The organism is Leptospira ainazelensis, assembly GCF_016918785.1.
GTDB lineage: Bacteria > Spirochaetota > Leptospiria > Leptospirales > Leptospiraceae > Leptospira > Leptospira ainazelensis.
The window spans coordinates 21936-40166 of record NZ_JAFFPT010000071.1; the positions used below are offsets into that span (position 1 = coordinate 21936).

14 protein-coding genes are annotated in these 18231 nt (G+C 43.9%); 7 read left to right on the plus strand and 7 right to left on the minus strand.

All coding sequences use genetic code 11. The features are described 5' to 3' along the window. Positions 1–11: 11 nt before the first annotated feature. Complete coding sequence (mgtE, locus tag JWG44_RS15905) at positions 12–1403, minus strand: magnesium transporter (protein ID WP_205275991.1); 1392 nt, start codon at positions 1401–1403, stop codon at positions 12–14. A 148-nt stretch (positions 1404–1551) separates the two neighbouring features. Here mgtE and JWG44_RS15910 point away from each other — a divergent pair, with 148 nt between their 5' ends. Both JWG44_RS15910 and JWG44_RS15915 read left to right on the plus strand, forming a co-directional pair. After that, positions 1552–2574, plus strand: coding sequence for an OmpA/MotB family protein (locus JWG44_RS15910; RefSeq protein WP_205275992.1), 1023 nt, complete (start codon positions 1552–1554; stop codon positions 2572–2574). Further along, entirely contained in the window at positions 2574–3536 is a 963-nt protein-coding gene (locus tag JWG44_RS15915; RefSeq protein WP_205275993.1) for a cation diffusion facilitator family transporter, read from the plus strand. Before JWG44_RS15910 ends, JWG44_RS15915 begins: the two co-directional genes overlap by 1 nt. 8 nt (positions 3537–3544) lie before the next feature. Here JWG44_RS15915 and JWG44_RS15920 read toward each other — a convergent pair whose 3' ends face one another. Together JWG44_RS15920 and uvrA are read right to left on the minus strand one after the other, a co-directional pair. Further along, entirely contained in the window at positions 3545–4597 is a 1053-nt protein-coding gene (locus JWG44_RS15920) for an acyl-CoA dehydrogenase (RefSeq protein ID WP_205275994.1), read from the minus strand. A gap of 6 nt (positions 4598–4603) precedes the next feature. After that, positions 4604–7441 carry an excinuclease ABC subunit UvrA gene (gene uvrA / locus JWG44_RS15925; RefSeq protein ID WP_205275995.1) on the minus strand — a complete coding sequence of 946 codons (2838 nt, stop codon included), beginning with the start codon at positions 7439–7441 and terminating at the stop codon, positions 4604–4606. A 110-nt stretch (positions 7442–7551) separates the two neighbouring features. Between uvrA and sppA the strand changes: the two genes are divergently transcribed. Then, complete coding sequence (sppA, locus tag JWG44_RS15930; protein WP_205275996.1) at positions 7552–9303, plus strand: signal peptide peptidase SppA; 1752 nt, start codon at positions 7552–7554, stop codon at positions 9301–9303. Here sppA and JWG44_RS15935 read toward each other — a convergent pair whose 3' ends face one another. Then, complete coding sequence (locus JWG44_RS15935) at positions 9304–10260, minus strand: L-threonylcarbamoyladenylate synthase (protein WP_205275997.1); 957 nt, start codon at positions 10258–10260, stop codon at positions 9304–9306. It lies immediately after the preceding gene. After that, positions 10241–11875 carry a glycosyl hydrolase family 18 protein gene (locus JWG44_RS15940; RefSeq protein WP_205275998.1) on the minus strand — a complete coding sequence of 545 codons (1635 nt, stop codon included), beginning with the start codon at positions 11873–11875 and terminating at the stop codon, positions 10241–10243. Before JWG44_RS15940 ends, JWG44_RS15935 begins: the two co-directional genes overlap by 20 nt. A gap of 162 nt (positions 11876–12037) precedes the next feature. Here JWG44_RS15940 and JWG44_RS15945 point away from each other — a divergent pair, with 162 nt between their 5' ends. Next, entirely contained in the window at positions 12038–12745 is a 708-nt protein-coding gene (locus tag JWG44_RS15945) for a queuosine precursor transporter (RefSeq protein WP_205275999.1), read from the plus strand. A 14-nt stretch (positions 12746–12759) separates the two neighbouring features. Beyond that, positions 12760–13353, plus strand: a complete 594-nt coding sequence (locus JWG44_RS15950; protein ID WP_232371688.1) for a hypothetical protein — start codon at positions 12760–12762, stop codon at positions 13351–13353. Between the two features lie 15 nt (positions 13354–13368). Here JWG44_RS15950 and JWG44_RS15955 read toward each other — a convergent pair whose 3' ends face one another. Beyond that, positions 13369–13698: a hypothetical protein gene (locus tag JWG44_RS15955; protein WP_205276000.1), complete on the minus strand. Its 330-nt coding sequence runs from the start codon at positions 13696–13698 to the stop codon at positions 13369–13371. Between the two features lie 112 nt (positions 13699–13810). Here JWG44_RS15955 and JWG44_RS15960 point away from each other — a divergent pair, with 112 nt between their 5' ends. Continuing rightward, positions 13811–15325, plus strand: a complete 1515-nt coding sequence (locus JWG44_RS15960; RefSeq protein ID WP_205276001.1) for a 2-isopropylmalate synthase — start codon at positions 13811–13813, stop codon at positions 15323–15325. A 17-nt stretch (positions 15326–15342) separates the two neighbouring features. Here the strand turns inward: JWG44_RS15960 and JWG44_RS15965 are convergent, their stop codons facing one another. Further along, positions 15343–15882, minus strand: a complete 540-nt coding sequence (locus JWG44_RS15965) for a DUF1564 domain-containing protein (protein ID WP_205276002.1) — start codon at positions 15880–15882, stop codon at positions 15343–15345. Positions 15883–16184: 302 nt separating this feature from the next. Here JWG44_RS15965 and JWG44_RS15970 point away from each other — a divergent pair, with 302 nt between their 5' ends. Further along, on the plus strand, positions 16185–18194 hold the full coding sequence (locus JWG44_RS15970) for an NADPH-dependent 2,4-dienoyl-CoA reductase (RefSeq protein ID WP_205276003.1): 2010 nt from the start codon (positions 16185–16187) through the stop codon (positions 18192–18194). The last annotated feature ends 37 nt before the right edge of the window (positions 18195–18231 follow it).

An 18231-nucleotide genomic window follows, 5' to 3' on the forward strand; every position in this document is an offset into this window, starting at 1 on the left:
CGAATACTACATTACAATAAATGAATAAAGATTGTAGCTAGTCCTAAAAAGCAAAAGAAACCGAAGACGTCCGTAAAGGTCGTCACAAAAATCGAGGATGCGATCGCTGGATCGATTCCGACAACCCGAAGGAGCAACGGTATCGACGTCCCGATAACCGCCGCGATCACAAGGTTTGCCTGCAACGCCATAAACATTACCGCAGACAACGCAAAATTTCCCGTAAAAAGATAGACGATCAAACCCGCGGTGACCCCGACCATAAATCCGTTAAAAAGTCCGACCAACCCTTCTTTTCGAATCGCCGACTTCCAGTTTTCCGTGGTCAGATCTCCCGTCGCTAAATTTCGAACGATCAGAGTGATCGATTGGGTTCCGGCGTTCCCGCCCATTCCCGCGACGATCGGCATCAGGGATGCGAGTAAAACGTATTTTTCGATCGTATCCCCGAAAAAGGATACAACGGAAGCGGCCAAAGAAGCGGTTCCGAGATTGATCGTAAGCCAGACGATCCTTCGCCTAACAGATGTTAAAACGGAAGAAGTCAACTTTTCCTCTTCGGAAACCCCTCCCAAACGAAGAATGTCCTCGGAAGCCTCTTCATGAACGATATCCAAAATGTCGTCCACGGTGATTCTTCCCAAAATTCTTCCAAGATCGTCGACAACCGCAGCCGAAACCAAGTCGTATTTTCGGAAAATTTTCGCGACCTCTTCCTGATCCGTGTCGTAGTGAAGGGAAGTAAAACCCGTTTTCATCAAACGGCTCACCTTTGTGTTCAAGGGGGCTAAGAATAAATTCTTTAGTTTAACATAACCTTTGAGAACGTTATTCTCATCGGTGAGATAGAGATGATAAATGTCGTCGGTGTCTCTTGCGATCTTTCTGAGTTTGATGATCGCCTTTCGGACCGTATCGTTTTCCACCGCGGATGCGAATACGGTGTTCATCAGACGTCCGGCCGTGTATTCCCGAAACGTAAGTTGTTTACGAACTTGAGAAGAATCTTCTTGGTCGATGGAGTTGAGAATTTCCTCGGCCTTATCCTTCGGAAATTCCGAGATCAAACTGGAAAGTTCGTCGGTTTCCAAATTCTCCAAAATCGGAGAAATTTCCTTCATCTGAAAACGGGAGATAAGGTCCGCCTGAAATTCTTCGTCAAACTCGACAAGAATCGCGCCTTGGAGTTCGGAATCGCAACGTTTGAAAACGTAAAAGGCTTCGTCCTCCTCCAACTTCTCCAAAACCTCGGCGATATCGGCAGGGTGATTGAACGCGAGAAAACGATCTAAAAATGCAACGTCTGCGGCTTTGATTTTTTCTTGGAAGAATTCGATCCATTCCATAGAAGACGGATTCGCTTTTTCCGAGAATAGACTCTGACCGGCTCCTTTTTCTTCCATAAATTCTCCCCGAGAAATGGTTTCAAAGAACAGGATTGAAAACTTTCCAGACCGATCAATGAATTTCCATCCGAACGCCAAAAAAGGAGTTTTTCATTTGACCCGTTCGCAAACTGTTCCATCCTAGAAACACAGGGCGCCATTCACTATGAAATCGTTTTTGACCGAATCTTTTCTTTTCTTCTTTGTTCTTCTTCTTTCCATCCACCCTCTTTCTGCGGATACATTCTATTATCCTTGGGAATACAATAAGGTCTACAACGAGAAGATCGCTCTGGAAATCGAACTGGATTCCCTAAGAACCAGATATAGAAACGAGACCGATAATTTTAAAAAAGAAAAACTGGAGATCGAATCCAAGATCCGCTCCTTGGAAGAGCTTTTAGGGAGAGAGAAAGAATTCAGAGCCAAGGACAACGACCTGAGTGAAGAGAAAATCAAAGCCCTCGAAAATCAGATCGCAGTTTTAAAGGCAAAAAGTACAAACAAAGAAAAAGAGCTGATCGAAGAAAGCGAAAGACAGGCCAAAAAATTTCGGGAACTTTTGGAGAATCTAAAGGAAGAACTCGAAAAAGAAAGAGCCGCTTGTCAAAAAAAGACCGAAGCCCTCCAGAAAGAATACGAAAAAAAGATAGGCGACCTCGAGGGAAGAATTCTTTCCTTAAACGACGAAATCTCGAAACTTAAAAATCTTTCCGAAAATCAAAGGAAAGAATTGGATCGTCTTTCCGATCAGGCGAACGAATTGGAAAACAAACTTACGGATGAAATCAAAAAAGGACAGATCCGTCTCAAACGATTTCACAACCGTCTTGTGATCAATATCGACGATAAGATCTCGTTTGATTCCGGATCCGCGGATCTCAAAAAAGCGATCCTTCCGGCTTTGGATAAGATCAAAGACATTCTCGTGAATTATCCCGGAAACCTAATCATCATCGAAGGACATACTGACAACGTTCCGATCCGTACAAAGAAGTTCGCGGACAACTGGCAGTTGTCCGGAGAAAGAGCCCTTTCCGTACTGCATTACTTTTTAGAAAATAAAAACTTAGACGCGAGGAACCTTTCCCTTGCCGGTTATGGAGAATTCCAACCGATCGTGTCTAACGATACACCGGAAAACCGCGCTCTCAACCGAAGAGTCGATATCGTAGTCGTTCCTCGTTGATGGATGATTTTTTTCAACTCCACCACGTAGAAAGAAGCCAAGAGAAAGGTCTCAAACGATCCATTCTTTTGGCGATCCTCGTTTCTCTTACGATCTTTGTGGTAGAAGTCGTAGGAGGAATCCGGAGCGGAAGTATCGCGCTCCTCGCAGACGCGGGACATATCGTCACGGACGCGATCGCTCTCTCGCTTTCTTTGATCGCGGTTCTACTCGCATCACGCAAACCGAATCCTAAGTTTTCGTTCGGTTATTATAGAATCGAAATTCTTACCTCTCTCGTGAATTCGATTTTGATCTTCGGAATTTCGTTTTATATTTTCTATGAGGCGATTCAGAGATTTCAAAATCAAACTGAGATTCTGAGTTTTGAAATGTTGATTTTCAGTTCCGGCGGAATCGTTTTGAATCTGATCAGCGCCTGGATTTTATTTCGTTTTAGCAACGAGAATATCAATATCAAATCCGCTTATATCCACGTCCTCAGCGATCTTTTGGCAACGACCGGCGTTCTAATCGGAGCTATTTTGATTTATTTTACGCAGTGGCAATGGATCGATCCGTTGATCAGCGTTTTGATTTCCGTCTTAATTCTACGTTCCGGCTGGGGAATTTTTTGGGAAAGTATTTCGGTGCTTTTGGAATCGTCTCCGGCTACATTCGATATTCCTCATATTTTAGAGCACCTTCGTAAAATTTCCGGAATTCGGAAAATTCTGGACTATCACTTTTGGGCGATCACAAGAGGAGTTCATGCGTGTACTTTGCGTCTTTCCGTGACGGATCTAAAAACTTCGGGGGAGATCGTATTTCAAACACAACAGATTCTAAAATCTGAATTCGGGATCGATTTTGTGACCGTTCAGTGTGAAGAATCGGAACTTACGAAAAGAATCGGCATATTAGAAATTCATGATTCTCATGGTCCGCAAAAAGGTCATCACGGACACCACCATCATCATTGAACTTTTGCCTAACGAAGAGCTCTGATTTTTTTCAAAATATTCTTCTGGTAAATCGGAGTTTTGCCGGGATGAATCGAATAAAAAAGACCTATATCGGGGAACATTTTAGTCAATTCAACGCTGCTTACACAGTCCGTAAACCAGGTGTAAATGAGATCAAGGGAGGTTTCATAACCGTAAGGATGAACTTCCTCCATTCTAAAATTCGGATCCTCGTCCTTTTTTCGGGAAATTTCCAGAATTTTAGAATATAATAATTCTTGAATGTCTAATATTTTTCCTGCGATTCTCGGATCTACGTTCTCCTTTTTTTCCCTGAGAAGAGTCCTTAAAATCAAATCCACATAACCGCAAAACAAAGCCGATGCGGAAAGCATCTCCGAAAGATGAATTTCGGGTGCGTATCCCTGGTAGTTTAGAAAAATCAAATTCTCCAGAGGAAAGGATAAGTCTTGGCCTTTCAATCGGCAATGAGTCGCTTCCTTTGCGTATTCCAAATCGAAAAGTTCGACTTCCAGACCCTGAGTTTCTAAAGGAACGTAGATCACGTCGTATGTTTCGTTAGGCGACTTCGCAACCACGAGAAACCCGCTGCAATTGGCCCCGTTTGTCAAAAAGGATTTTGTAAGATTGAGAAAGATTTGATTTTTTTCGATTTTATAAGAACTCGTGATGTTCGAGATTCTTCCTTTCCAACCGGACTCGCTTACACCCATGGAAACGATGTCTTTCCCGGTTCCGACTCCTTGTAAGAGTTCTTTTACGATCCTGATCGTCTTATCCCGGCTTGGAAGTCCGTTTGTCTCGGTTTCGTTCGCAAAACCTTCGGAGACAAATTTTAGAATTCGTCCGGCGACATTGGTCTGCGCCATAAGCGCGATTCCGATCCCGATTCCTCTCGGATACGAACCGAGCGCGAAAATTTTCTTGTGAAAGTTTTCAAAAGATCCTCCCACGATCGCGTCAAAGTATCCCTCCTCCACCAAATACGAAAGAGCATTTCGAAACACACTCCGATACTCTTCGGATGGAACGGACGATAGGAATTCTTTCAGATTCATAAGACCTCAGCCGGTTTTCTTTTTATCGGATGCAAAGATTTTCTTAAGATATTGTCCGGTATAGGAATTTTTTACTTTCGCGACTTCCTTCGGAGTCCCTTCCGCGATGACAAGTCCTCCTCCGTCCCCGCCTTCTGGTCCCATGTCGATCAACCAATCGGCTTGTTTGATGACGTCGAGGTTGTGCTCGATGACGATCATAGAATTACCGCGATCCACGAGTGTATGAAGTACTACAGAAAGATGTCTAACGTCTTCAAAATGGAGCCCGGTCGTCGGTTCGTCCAAAATGTAGAGAGTTTTTCCCGTGGGCCGTTTCGAAAGTTCGGTAGCGAGTTTGATTCTCTGCGCTTCTCCTCCGGAGAATGTGGTAGCGGGTTGTCCGAGTCGGATATAACCGAGCCCTACTTCCATCAAAGTCTCGAGTTTTCTTTTTACGATGGGAATGTTTTCAAAGAATTGATTGGCGTCTTCGATGGTCATTTCAAGGACGTCGAAGATATTTTTTCCTTTATAACGAACTTCTAATGTTTCCTGGTTGTATCGTTTTCCTTTGCAGACTTCGCAGGTTACGTAGACGTCCGGAAGAAAGTGCATTTCGATTTTAAGAATTCCATCTCCTTCGCAGGTTTCACATCTTCCTCCACTTACGTTAAAGCTGAATCTTCCGGGTCCGTAACCTCTCAGTTTTGCGTCCTCGAGATTGGAAAACATTTCCCGGATCGGAGTAAAAAGACCGGTATACGTCGCCGGATTAGAACGAGGAGTTCTTCCGATCGGAGACTGATCGATATTGATGATCTTGTCTATCTGTTCAAATCCTTTGATCGTCTTGTGTTTTCCCGCCAAGGTTTTCATCTTCATTACCTTATGGGCCGCGGCGTTGTAGAGAATGTCGTTGATCAGAGTGGATTTTCCGGAACCGGAAACTCCCGTAACGACGACTAACTTTCCGAGAGGAATCGTCACGTCGATGTTCTTGAGATTATTTTCTTTGGCTCCGATGATTTGAAGATGAAAACCGTTTCCTTCTCTGAGTTTCTCAGGAACCGGGATACTCAATCTTCCGGAAAGATATTTCCCCGTGAGTGAATTTTTATCTTTTGCTACGTGTTCCGGTGTTCCCGCGCAGACGATCATTCCGCCGTGAACTCCCGCTCCGGGTCCCATATCGATAAGCCAGTCGGATTCCTCCATCGTTTCGTGGTCGTGTTCGACGACGAGAACCGTGTTTCCCAGATCTCGGAGATTTTTAAGAGTTGCGATGAGTTTTGTATTGTCTCTTTGGTGTAATCCGATCGAAGGTTCGTCGAGGATATAAAGAACTCCCATAAGTCTCGATCCGATCTGAGTCGCCAAACGAATTCTCTGTGCTTCTCCTCCGGACAAGGAACCGGCGCTTCTTTCGAGTGTAAGATATCCTACACCGACGTCGTTCAAGAAAGTAAGCCTCTGATGAATTTCCTTTAAGATCGGCTTGGCGATGATTTCTTCGGAGCCGACAACCTTTAGATTCTCCACAAAATGAAGGGCTTTTTCGATGGAAAAGGAAGTAAACTCGTCCACCGGAACGTTATGCACCTTTACGGAAAGACTTTCTCTTTTGAGACGTTTTCCCTTGCAGGAAGGACAAGGATGATTGGTCATGTAGGATTCGAACCACTGACGCATCGAGTCCGACTTTGTTTCCTTATATCTTCTCTGAAGATTGGGAATCACTCCCTCGTATTCTTTTGTGAATTCGTAGTGCGAGTTGGCGCCTCGAAAATCATATTCGATTTTTATTTTTTTGTCCCCGTAGAGAATCGTCTGTCTCGTTTTTTCGGGAAGATCCTTCCAAGGAGTGTTCATCTTGAATTTTAAAGAATCCGATAAAGACTTGAGAGTCGCCATAAACCAAAAGCCGTTGCTCTTGGAGCCCGCCCAGGCTTCGATACAACCGTCCACGAGTGAAAGTTCAGGATCGTTTACAAGAAGATCCTCGTCGAATTCCAATAAACTTCCGAGACCGTCGCAGGTTTCACAGGCGCCGTATGGAGAATTGAAAGAAAACATTCGGGGAGTGAGTTCGGTAAAGCCGATATCGTGTCCGTTCGGACATGCCATCTTCTGAGAAAGAACGTGGTCTTTTGTGCCGTCGTCCAGGATCACAAGTCCTTCGGATTGTTTGAGAGCGGTTTCAACGGAATCGGCGAGCCTGCTTCGAATTCCATCCTTCATCACGATCCGATCGACTACGATCTCGATGGAGGTTTTGAAATTCTTTTTTAAGACGATTTCTTCGTCGAGGGTTCGGATTTCTCCGTTGATTCTCACCCGATTGAATCCGTCCTTACGAACCTTTTCCAATATGTCCTTGTGTTCTCCCTTTTTACCGGAAACAAGAGGAGCCAGGATTTGGAGTTTACTTCCCTGTGGAAACGCAAGAACACGCGCGGTGATCTGATCAATCGACATCGATTGGATCGGAGTTCCGCATTCGGGACAATGTGGTTTTCCGACTCTTGCATAGAGCAAACGGAGATAATCGTAAATTTCCGTTACGGTTCCTACGGTGGATCTCGGATTTCTGTGAGTCGTTTTTTGTTCGATCGAGATCGCGGGAGAAAGACCTTCGATCAGATCCAAATCCGGCTTTTCCATCTGACCCAAAAACTGTCTCGCATACGCGGACAAACTTTCCACGTATCTTCTCTGACCTTCCGCGTAGATCGTATCAAATGCGAGAGAGGATTTTCCCGAACCGGATAAACCCGTGATGACTACGAGTTTATCTCTGGGAATGTCCACGTTTATATTTTTTAGGTTATGCTCTCTCGCTCCCCGAATCCGAATTTCCTGCAATGAAATACCCTCTCACTTTTTAGGATTTATAGCTTCCGGAAATCTGAAAACTCCTTTCCTGAAACAAATTCTTCTTTTTCAAGAAGAAACCGGTCCATATACTGGCTTTCATGTTTCGAAATTTTCTCAAATTCGTCTTTTTACCGATACGTCTCGTTTCCCAACTCGTTCGTTGGCTTCGATTTCGATTTTTTCGAGGCGATCACTACTTTCTCGAAATTCCTTCCGAATTCTCAAGTTATCGAAAATCTTTTTTTATGAGACTTCTTTCCTCCAAAGACGAGGAGCTGTTTTTCACCGAATTCTTATTGGAATTAAAACTCCTTTCACAGATCCCCGGTCTCAAAAAAGTTTCGGTTCTCATAGAACAACCGGAATACGGGTTTGGAGAAACATTGAGCATCGGTGAAAGACTCCAAATATTAAAAGAATCCGGAGTGGAACTGGAGGGTTTTGCGCTGACGGGAGGACTCAAATCCCTCTTTCTTTTAGGAATTTGTAATACTCGATTTTGTTCGGAGGCTTCCGAATTTTTTCCGGTCCTTCCCTCCGCCGAATCCTTTTTTTTCGGCAACGCTGGAAAAAAATGGGGAGTCAAAGTAGAAACATTCCAGAGCGGTCCCTACAAATCCTTTGGAGAATCGTTTCAAAGGGATAAATTTTCTCCCAAAGCGAGGGAGAATCTGGCAGTTCTTCTCAAACAGATGACAACCGATCTGGAGAATATTTTTCAACGTTATACGAAATTCTCCTTAAAAATATTTTCAGAACCCTTTTTATCGGCGAAAGTTTTGAAAGAGAGAAAGTTCATTACCGGATTCTTAAATGAAGAAGATTTTCGGGAAAACTTTTTATACGAAGGTTATACAAACGAGGAAGAAAAACAAAAAACCCTTACCAAAGAATTGACCCTTTCGTCCTTATATCGTTTTGCGAAATTAAGAAATTTTAAAGTGTTTTCAAAACGAGAACCGATCGTCGCGGTTCTTCCTCTAAAAGGCAATATTCATCACGATACTTTGGGAAAAGGCGAAGGAAAAACGGAAGGAATCTCGTATCATTCTGTCAAAAACGCGATCAAGGAACTCAGAGACGAAAAGGCGGTAAAGGCGGTGATCCTGGAAGTGGATTCTCCCGGAGGTTCGGCTTTCGTTTCGGAACTTCTTTATCAAGAAATCCTAAAGTTATCCAAAAAGAAACCCGTTTACGCGTTTGTTCAGAACGTTTCCGCAAGCGGAGGTTATTATCTTTCTTGCGGAGCTTCGAAGATTTACTCATCTCCTTACAGCATCGTGGGAAGTATCGGAAGTATTTCTCTTCGTATGGATTTAAAAAATCTGTATTCCAAGTTGGGCGTCACCAAAGATCGGGTTGGATTCTATAAATACAGAGATCTTCTTTCGGAATACGGACCGATTCACGCGGATTCTAAAAAATTGATGGAACAGGAAATTCGCGAGTCCGAAGGTCTTTTTTACAAAAGGGTTGCGGACGCTCGAAAGATCAACGTTTCCACGCTGGATCAGAGATTCGGACAAGGAAGAGTTTTTACGGCGAGTCAATTTTTGAAAGACAAGATGATCGATTCTATCACGGACTTTCTGGGGCTCGTGGACGATATCAAACAGGAACTCAAAGCGGAACGGGTCCAACTGCAATACCTTCCCACACTTTTTACATTTCAGAGTTTTTTAAAGTCTTTACGACCGGGTTTTTTGAACACAATCGGCTTTGGTAAGAATGGGATTTTTCCTTCTTGGATAGACGAAACGATAACGAAAAATGAAAATTCCTTAAAAAAGAAATTTCTCTTTTCCGAAGGCGAATTTATCTTTCGATCCAAGTTTTGGACACAAGGATAATCATTTCGAAGCGGCCTTTGTGATTCGATTCAGAAGGGCCTCCTTTCCTCTTTCTTCTTTTGGAATTTCACAGAAGGCTTCTTCAATTCCCCTTCGATCGCATTCCACAAAAAAAGAATAGAGAAATTTCATATACTCTTCGTTGGAAGTAACTCGAATTTGATAAACGACATCCTTATAAAATCGAAATCCGATCTGGGCGGCGGTTTTCGGCACATCCTCCAGGTTTTCGGTAAGAATGACCTTACAAACCGGAGCATAGTGCCGATATTTGAGTCCCGGGCTGATTGGGGTTTCCGCTAAAATTTCGGACTTCTTTTCGGTCGACTTCCAAACTCGGAGTTCCGGAAGAATTTCTTTGAGATCTTGAACATCCACAAACCCGGGACGGAGAAGAATCGGCGGATTCGATGTAAAATCGATCACAGTGGATTCGATTCCGATCTGAGGCTCCTCTCCTTTTAAAATACAATCTACTTTTCCGTTAAATTCCTCCAAAATATATTCCATTTTTGTTAAGGAGGGTTTTCCGGAAAGATTGGCGGAAGGCGCGGCCACGGGAACATTACAAAAATCTAAAAAAGAAATCGCGGTCGGATTGGAAGGAATTCTTACCGCGACTGTTTTCAGATCGGCCGTAAAAAGGTTCGAGTCTTTTTTAGGAAAAATTCCAGTAATCGCTCCGGGTGAGAATTTTTGAAAGACGAGTTCTCCGCTGGAATTGACAACGGCGCAACTTTTTAGTGCGCCCAGATTTCCCACGTGAAGGATGAGAGGATTATCGGATGGACGATTTTTTACTTCGTAGATTCTTCTACAGGCCTTGTGATCGAAAGCGGACGCCCCGATTCCGTAAACCGTTTCGGTGGGAAAGATAACGAGCCCTCCCCGAAGCAAAACTTTGGCCGCTTCCAAGGGAGAGTCTGTGATAAGAGTGTTAACCTTGTTTTCTGGCAACTTTCTCCGCGTGCTGGCGGTTTGCGTTGGCTTCTTCCGGAGTTTGTTGTGCGTCCTTTGCAGGAGCGTTCGGATCCTTTACCGGTTCCTTGATTTTTTCCACTGGAGGAAGTTTATTAGAAACCAATAATTCTAGGTAATCGTTGATTCCCGGATCGTTATCGCTGATCAACTGCCAAAAGGAAAATCCACCCAAGTCGTATTGTCTTAAAAGACTCATCTTGTCTTCAAAGGCTTTTCGATTCATATAAAACGCTACACGGTCACAACCTTCGGATTTATACCAGATACTCGGATCTTCGTATGTTTTTCCGGTATGAACCCAGGAGAATTTGGAAAGATTGGTCCAAGTGCTGGAGTTCTGAGTATTCGCCATAATCTGATCGATGTTAGTCGGTTGTCTGTGAATTCCCAGATCCTTTTTACGAATTGCGTCCATATAATAAACCGACTTGATCTTGGAGTTACAGTTGAGAGCCCAGTCGTAACCGTAAGTCGGAATCGCCATATACAACTGACGGGAAGGAACTCTTGCCTTTGCGTATTCTATGATACTTTTAATCCATGTATTCGGCGCTTGTGGTCCCGGTCCCGGATTTCTGTACTTGCGAGGGTGCAATTCATATGCCATAATCTTAATGCGATCTGCATACTTTGCGAGAAAGGCGTAGTCGTGTGTCATAGGCCCTCTCCAGTTTTCAGCGTAATCCATTTTGATCTTTTCTTTCAAACCCTTACAGGCCTTGAAGGTTTCCTTTTTCGCGGGAGTTTTTGGATGGACCGCAACGGATAAGATCTTTCCGCGTTTATGAACTTCTTTGGAAAGAATGACGATGAATTCTTCGAACTTTTCCTTTTTCTCGCAACTCATTCCTTCGTAGTCGATGTCGATTCCGTCGTAACCGTAGGTATCGAGTTCGTGAAGAATGTTGGAAAGGTGTTTGTCTCTGATATCGTTGCGGCCGTTCATCCCGATGTTTTCGGAAATCTTTTCGTATTTATTCTCCCAGCGGAAAATGGTAGGAATGATTTTTACGTTCGGGTTGAGTTTTTTGAGTTCGGCCACCCGTTCGTGTTTTTGAGTGCTTCCCCAACTGGAGTAAAGATCTCCGTTGTTGGTTTCACGGCCCTTCATTCCATAGATAAAAGGATGGATTTCATTGTAGAGATGGACGGTTTTTTTCATCGCCTCGTAATCGGAAAACCAAGTGGACGCACGGAAGGTAGTGTTGTCGTCCGCTTTCGGAAGCAAGGTTGCTTCCGGCATTTCCCCCTCGTCTTTTCCAAAGGAGAAAAATCCGGGTTTAGAAGAATCGGACTCTGGAGTTGAGTTTGTGTCTTCGGTCTGATTGACAGGCTTGTTGATAAAGAAAAGATCTCGGATTCCGTCCATAATTCCGACGGAACTCGCGCGGACCGTCTCCGATGGATTTGCGTTTGTGGAGCGGTCTTTTTTGAGAAGATTGATCCCTAAAGAGAAAGAGAGAACTGATAATAAAAACCAAGTCAAAGAATAGAATAAGATCTTCTTTTTAGGTTCTGAATTTCTCGGGAATGGAACCGGTTGACTGAGTCCGTCCGGGATTTTGTGTTTGTCTTCTTGTTCGTTTGCCATTGTGTTAACTGTCTTATTATCGAATCAAAGTGGTGGAAAATAAAGAAGTTTCCTAAGTCTTTGATTTGAGGATCCTCCTCCAGAGATTTCGAGGTGAGAGGACTGTCAAATGGTTCTTTTTACAAGTTGACGAAATCCAATGAGCAAGGGAAAAAACCGCTTATGCCTCTTTCGAAACCTCTGAAATTATTTATCGCCTTAAACGGATTCTTTCTCACGTTTCTGATTCTTGCCGAAGTAACGGGTTCTAAACTTTTTGTCTCCTTCGGATTTACGCTTACGATGGGAGTGATTCCGTTTCCCGTAACGTTTATCGTAACGGACCTTTTAAACGAATACTATGGCCGTAAGGGTGTGCGTTTTACCACGCTCGTGGGAATGGTGATGATCTTTGTGGCCTACTTCTTATTGATGTTGGATATGTGGATTCCGGCGGCTCCCAATTCTCCCGTCGACGATCGTTCCTTTAACATTGTTTTTGGGAATTCGGGAAAGATCATAGTGGGTTCGATCGTGGCCTATTTAGTCGGACAGCTCATTGATATTCAGATCTTTCACTTTATAAGGGTCAAAACCAAGAACAAGTTTATCTGGTTGCGCGCGACCGGATCGACGATCGTTTCCCAACTTGTGGATTCCTTTGTGGTGATTTATATCGCCTTGAGCGGCGGAAAACTAAGTTTTGAAGAATTGAACCAAATTTCAACTAACAACTTTCTCTATAAATGTGGAGTCGCCGTCGCGATTACCCCGATCATCTATGGAGCCCATAAATTCATAGACTGGTATTTGGGAGCCGAAGCCGAAAAGATGATCGCCGCCGCCACGCATGACGGCCGTTCCGATGTAGAACCGATTTCCCCGGGTTGAAAGGAGGAAAGGCATTGGTTCCGATTCAATTCAAGTTCGATTTTGTCTTGAAAACCGGGCTTCAGCTTTTCTCCGCCCTCATTCTTTTTTCCTGCGTTTTGAAACCGGAAATGACGTTTGAAAGAGTAAAACAAGGAAAGGATTTGGATCGGATTCCCTCCGTTTCTTTAGAGGAATTTTTTCAAATCTGGATCCGCAATCGAAAACACGTTAAGATCATGGTCAATACTTACAAACTTTTTGATGATTCTAAATTTCTTTACTTTGGAAAAAACGAGTTCGGCCTTTTTTCAACGAAAACTCATTTTTTTAAGATCGAAAAAGAATTCTTAGAAAGAGAATTTCCGGGTTATGAAGAATTTTACGTCTCCGATTTGAAAGATCATTTTTTGAACGAGATTCTTTCCTCGGCAGATAAGAATCTTTGGAGCTCCTATGCTGGAAAAGATAAGAGCCGGTGCGGATTAATATATCAGTTTTCCCTAATGGAACAAAGAATCGTTTTAAACGCGGTTTGGAACCTGGAAAACTGCCGAGATCTAACTTCTCTTTCCGGAAAAAAGTATCGTCTGGTCTATGATTTGAAAAAGAAAAATTGCGAAGAATGAGCCCCACTCGGCTCGTCACTCAAAATAAAACCAAAGTCGATTCTTCCATGGATCTAAAACGGAAACGTATTTCACATCCTGGGTTTCCAGGGAAAAGCCCCGACTCAAAAGAAGAAGTTTAAAATTCTCCCATTCTCCTTTTTGAATCTGAAAGGTTAAGGTTCCGGGACTCACCGGGCAATTTTTCGATTCTTTGCTAAAAATGAGCGCTGAGCCGTTTTCCCAAATCAATTCGGAATGAACCTTGGAGCTATTGCGGATCTTCAACCCGAAAAGTTCGGAGTAGAGATTGGCCGAAACGGAACTATCGGAAGACTGAAAGTTGGATGCGTAGAATTGGATCATGATATATCAAATCCGCATTCTAAGCGGAAAGAATGCGGATTCTTCTTGTTTAATTGGTTGTCTAAAGAGTAAAACCGAAAAAATTGGAAGAAGAACTTTTTGCGAGTAAAAGATGACAAAAGAAGATCAGAAAGATTACGTTCGAATTTTTGATACAACTCTTCGAGATGGAGAACAATGTCCCGGAGCTGCGATGACCGAGAACGAAAAACTCGAGATCGCAGCTCAACTTGCTACGATGAAAGTCGACATCATCGAAGCGGGATTTCCCGTTTCTTCTCCGGTCCAATTCCAAGCGGTGGAAAGAATCGCAAGAGAAACAGAAGGACCGATCATCGCCGCTCTCGCAAGAGCCATGAGAGCCGATATAGAATCCGCTTCCAAGGCCCTTCTACCCGCAAAAAAAAGAAGAATTCATACTTTTATCGCATCCTCTCCGATTCACATGAAATTCAAATTGGGAAAAGAACCCAAAGAAGTTTTGAAGATGGCGATTGAAGCCGTTACCCTTTGCAAAGAATTCGTAGACGACGTAGAATTTTCTCCGGAAGACGCAACCAGGAGCGAACCGGAATTTTTAAGAGAACTTTGTGAAGCCGTGATCGAAGCAGGAGCCACGACCATCAATATTCCCGATACGGTCGGTTATACGACACCGGAAGAATACGGGAATCTGTTTAAATTCTTAATTACAAATGTGAGAGGAGCCGAGAAAGCGATCTTCTCGGCTCATTGTCACAACGATCTTGGTCTTGCTACGGCGAATTCTCTTGCAGCTGTTCAGAACGGAGCCCGTCAGATCGAATGTACGATCAATGGAATCGGGGAAAGGGCCGGAAATACCGCGATGGAAGAAGTCGTAATGGCGATGAGAACTCGAAAAGATACTTTGGGAATTCAGACTCGAATTAAGACCGAAGAAATCGCGCGCGCTTCTTATCTCGTAAAAACAATCACAGGAATGCTCGTCCAACCGAACAAGGCGATCGTCGGCGCCAACGCCTTCGCCCACGAATCCGGGATTCACCAAGACGGTGTGATCAAACACAGAGAAACGTATGAGATTATGAAACCGGAAACGGTGGGTCTTTCTTCCAATCGTATGGTTCTTGGAAGACACAGCGGAAGAGCCGGTTTTAAAGATAGAATCGTTAAGTTAGGTTTTTCCCCTCAAACCGAAGAACTGGAAGCAGCTTATCAGAGATTCTTAGAAATCGCCGATAGAAAAAAAGAAATCTATGACGAAGACATTCGGGCCTTGTTTTCCGATGAGACAAGAAAGTCCACGGGGGACCGTTATCAACTGGAAGGTTTTACGGTTTCCACCGGGACAAAGAGCACCCCAACTGCGGGTGTAAGAATTTCGATCGACGGACACGTTCGTGAAGAATCTGCAACCGGAGATGGTCCTGTGGATGCAATCTACAAAGCGATTCAGAAAACTACGGGGATGGATCCGGAAGTTTCTAGGCTGGTGATTTCTCCCGTTACCGAGGGACAAGACGCGATGGCGGAAGCCTCCGTTACTTTGGAATACAAAGGTGAGAGAGTGGTTGGAAAAGGGAGTTCCACGGATATCATTGAGGCTTGCTCCCGAGCTTATATTTCGGCCTTGAATCGACTTTAGTTTTTCTAATGTGAGGTCTATTTTGGTTGGCTCGGAGGAAAGGCGAAAGGATAAAAACCTAAGAAGGGGTTTGGGTCGAAATCGAGTTCCCTGGAAATGAGGTTTTCCGCTAAATTTAAAGTCCAGATCATTCTGTAAGTCCCATGAAACCTAGGAACTCCTAGGTTTAAAGTTTCAACGATAGAATCTCCAACACCTATCTCATCCAACCAAAGCATATAATTAAACAAAAAACACCGCGACACACCATGCGCTGCGGCCAAAGCGCCAAGCATCGCCCAGGCGCCCGTATTCACCCGAATGCTCATTTTCTTCATCTTTCCCGCTCCCCAATTGTATTTGATCTTACCAGCCCTCCAATGAAGCCTCTTCATAGAAGCAACATATTTCGTATATCTCCGCAAAAGATAAGGTAACTTCCTTGAGAGAATTTTTCTTTCCTCAAAATCCAACTCATTCCAATGCGAAAGAGGAATCAAAATCGAATCCGTCCCCATTTCTCCTTCGATCAAAACCGATTCAATTTTTCCCTGAGAATAAAGCGATAGAAGTTCCATATACCAAAAACGGTTCCCACAAAATCAGCCGCAGACGGATCCAAACAAAGAAAAAGGAAAAATTCTAAAAAAAAATCGTTCAAGATTCAGACAAAAACAAATTAAATCAATTCCTAATCTTCTCAAAAGCGACTTTGATAAAAACAGTTTGGATTCCTTCCCTTGGAACGCCCCACAAGAGACCCTCCCAATAGTTTCCAACCAAAACTAAGCGATTTTCAGACCAAAGAATTCTCTTGCCCGTTTTTAGATTCATTTCCAAGGTAGAAAGCAAAGATTCTTTTTATACAAACAGGTTAGTTATGAAATATTCTGAAATTTTTCAACCGATCCAAGTCGGTTCTATTACCCTTCCTCACCGAGTAATTATGGGATCCATGCACTTAGGGCTGGAAGGAATGCCAATGACCGCCGAAAGAATGATCGCGTTCTACGGAAGGAGGTTTGACGGAGGGGCTTGTTTTATTACGACCGGAGGAATCTCCGTCAATCAGGAAGGAAAAGGATCCAATATCTTTTTTAATTTTCAAAAAGAAGAAGACTGTAAAGAACTTTCGATGGTAGCGAACGCGCTCAAACCGAAAGGAGTTTTTTGTGCACAACTCTTCCACGCGGGAAGATATGCGTATCATAGAGAACTCGTCGCGCCTTCGGCGCTCCGAGCCCCCATCAACCGATTTATCCCAAGGGCGCTCACGGAAGAAGAAGCCTGGAGAACGATCGAAGACTTTGGAGATTCCGCACTGAAAGCGAGACAAGTAGGATTTGGCGCGATCGAAATTATGGGAAGCGAAGGCTACTTAGTAAATCAATTCTTCTCACCCGTCACAAATCAAAGAGAGGATTTTTTCGGTGGCAGTCCCGAAAAAAGAATGAACTTCGCCATCGAGGTGATGAAGAACGTTCGAAAAAAAGTCGGCAAAGATTACCCAGTCGTCTACCGTATGTCCGGAATCGACCTGATTCCCGGCAATCCAAGTTTTGAAGAGGTCGTCACACTCGCGGAGAAATTAAAAGAAAACGGAGCCGACGCACTAAACATTGGAATCGGTTGGCACGAATCTCGAATCCCGACTATTTCCATGCTTGTCCCAAGAGGAGCCTGGGCCAAGATCTCCGGAAAGATCAAAGAAAAGGTCAAGGACATACCGATCATAGCATCCAACCGAGTCAATATGCCGGAAACCATGTCTCGAATTCTCAAGGATCACGAAGCGGATATCCTAAGTATGGCTCGGCCTTTTTTAGCGGATCCAGATATTCTCAACAAAATCAAAGCGGATCAGGAAGAAAGGGTAAATACCTGTATCGCCTGCAATCAAGCGTGTTTAGACCACACCTTCAAAGAACAAATGGTATCCTGTCTCGTTAATCCGTCAGCAAACCGCGAATTGGAAATCAGCAAATTGAAGAATGCTGACAAAAAACACGTTGTTGTGATAGGCTCCGGCCCAGGAGGACTTGAATCCGCAAGAATCAGCGCCATCCGTGGACATAAGGTTACGGTATTAGAAGCCTCGGATAAAATCGGCGGACAACTAAACCTCGCCGCCCAAATTCCCGGTAAATCGGAATTTTTCGAGACGATTCGTTATTTTAAGAATGAACTCAAAATGCTCGGAGTCGAAATTCAATTCGGACACAAAGCAACGTTAGACAGCATTCTTGCTCTCAAACCGGACGCGGTGATCTTTGCAACCGGGGTCAAACCGAGAGAATTCTCTCTTCCCGGAATTGAAAAAAAGAAAACGGCGTCCTACGCGGATTATCTTTCCGGAAAATTCACCCCCGGCAAAAAAGTCGCAGTGATCGGAGGCGGAGGAATCGGATGCGACGTCGCGCATAAACTCACGGAAGAAGAAGCCCCGACGATCGATTCTTACTTTCATAAGTACAACGTACTTTCCTATACAAAAGCCCGGATCCAACCTGAAAAATCGGATCGAAAGGTTTCCATCTTCCGTAGATCGGGAAAAATCGGATCGGGACTCGGAGCCACGACGGCGTGGGCCCTTCTTCAGGAATTGGAATCCAAAGAAGTGGGCTTTTATACTTCACTGAGTTACAAGGAAGTTACCGACAAAGGTCTTGTCGTAGAAACCAAAAAGGACGGCCCCGTTACGATCGAATGTGATTCGATCATACTCTGTGCGGGACAATTGAGCGAGGTTTCTCTCTACGAAGAATTCCAACAAAAGGTCTCGAACATTCCTACCTTTCTCATCGGAGGAGCAAAAGACGCTTCCGGGATCGACGCAAAACGCGCCATGTTGGAAGGATTCGAAGCGGCGCTTACAATCGGAGTAAACTAAATCTAAAACGAATTTTTTTAAGAAATTTTCCGCTCCG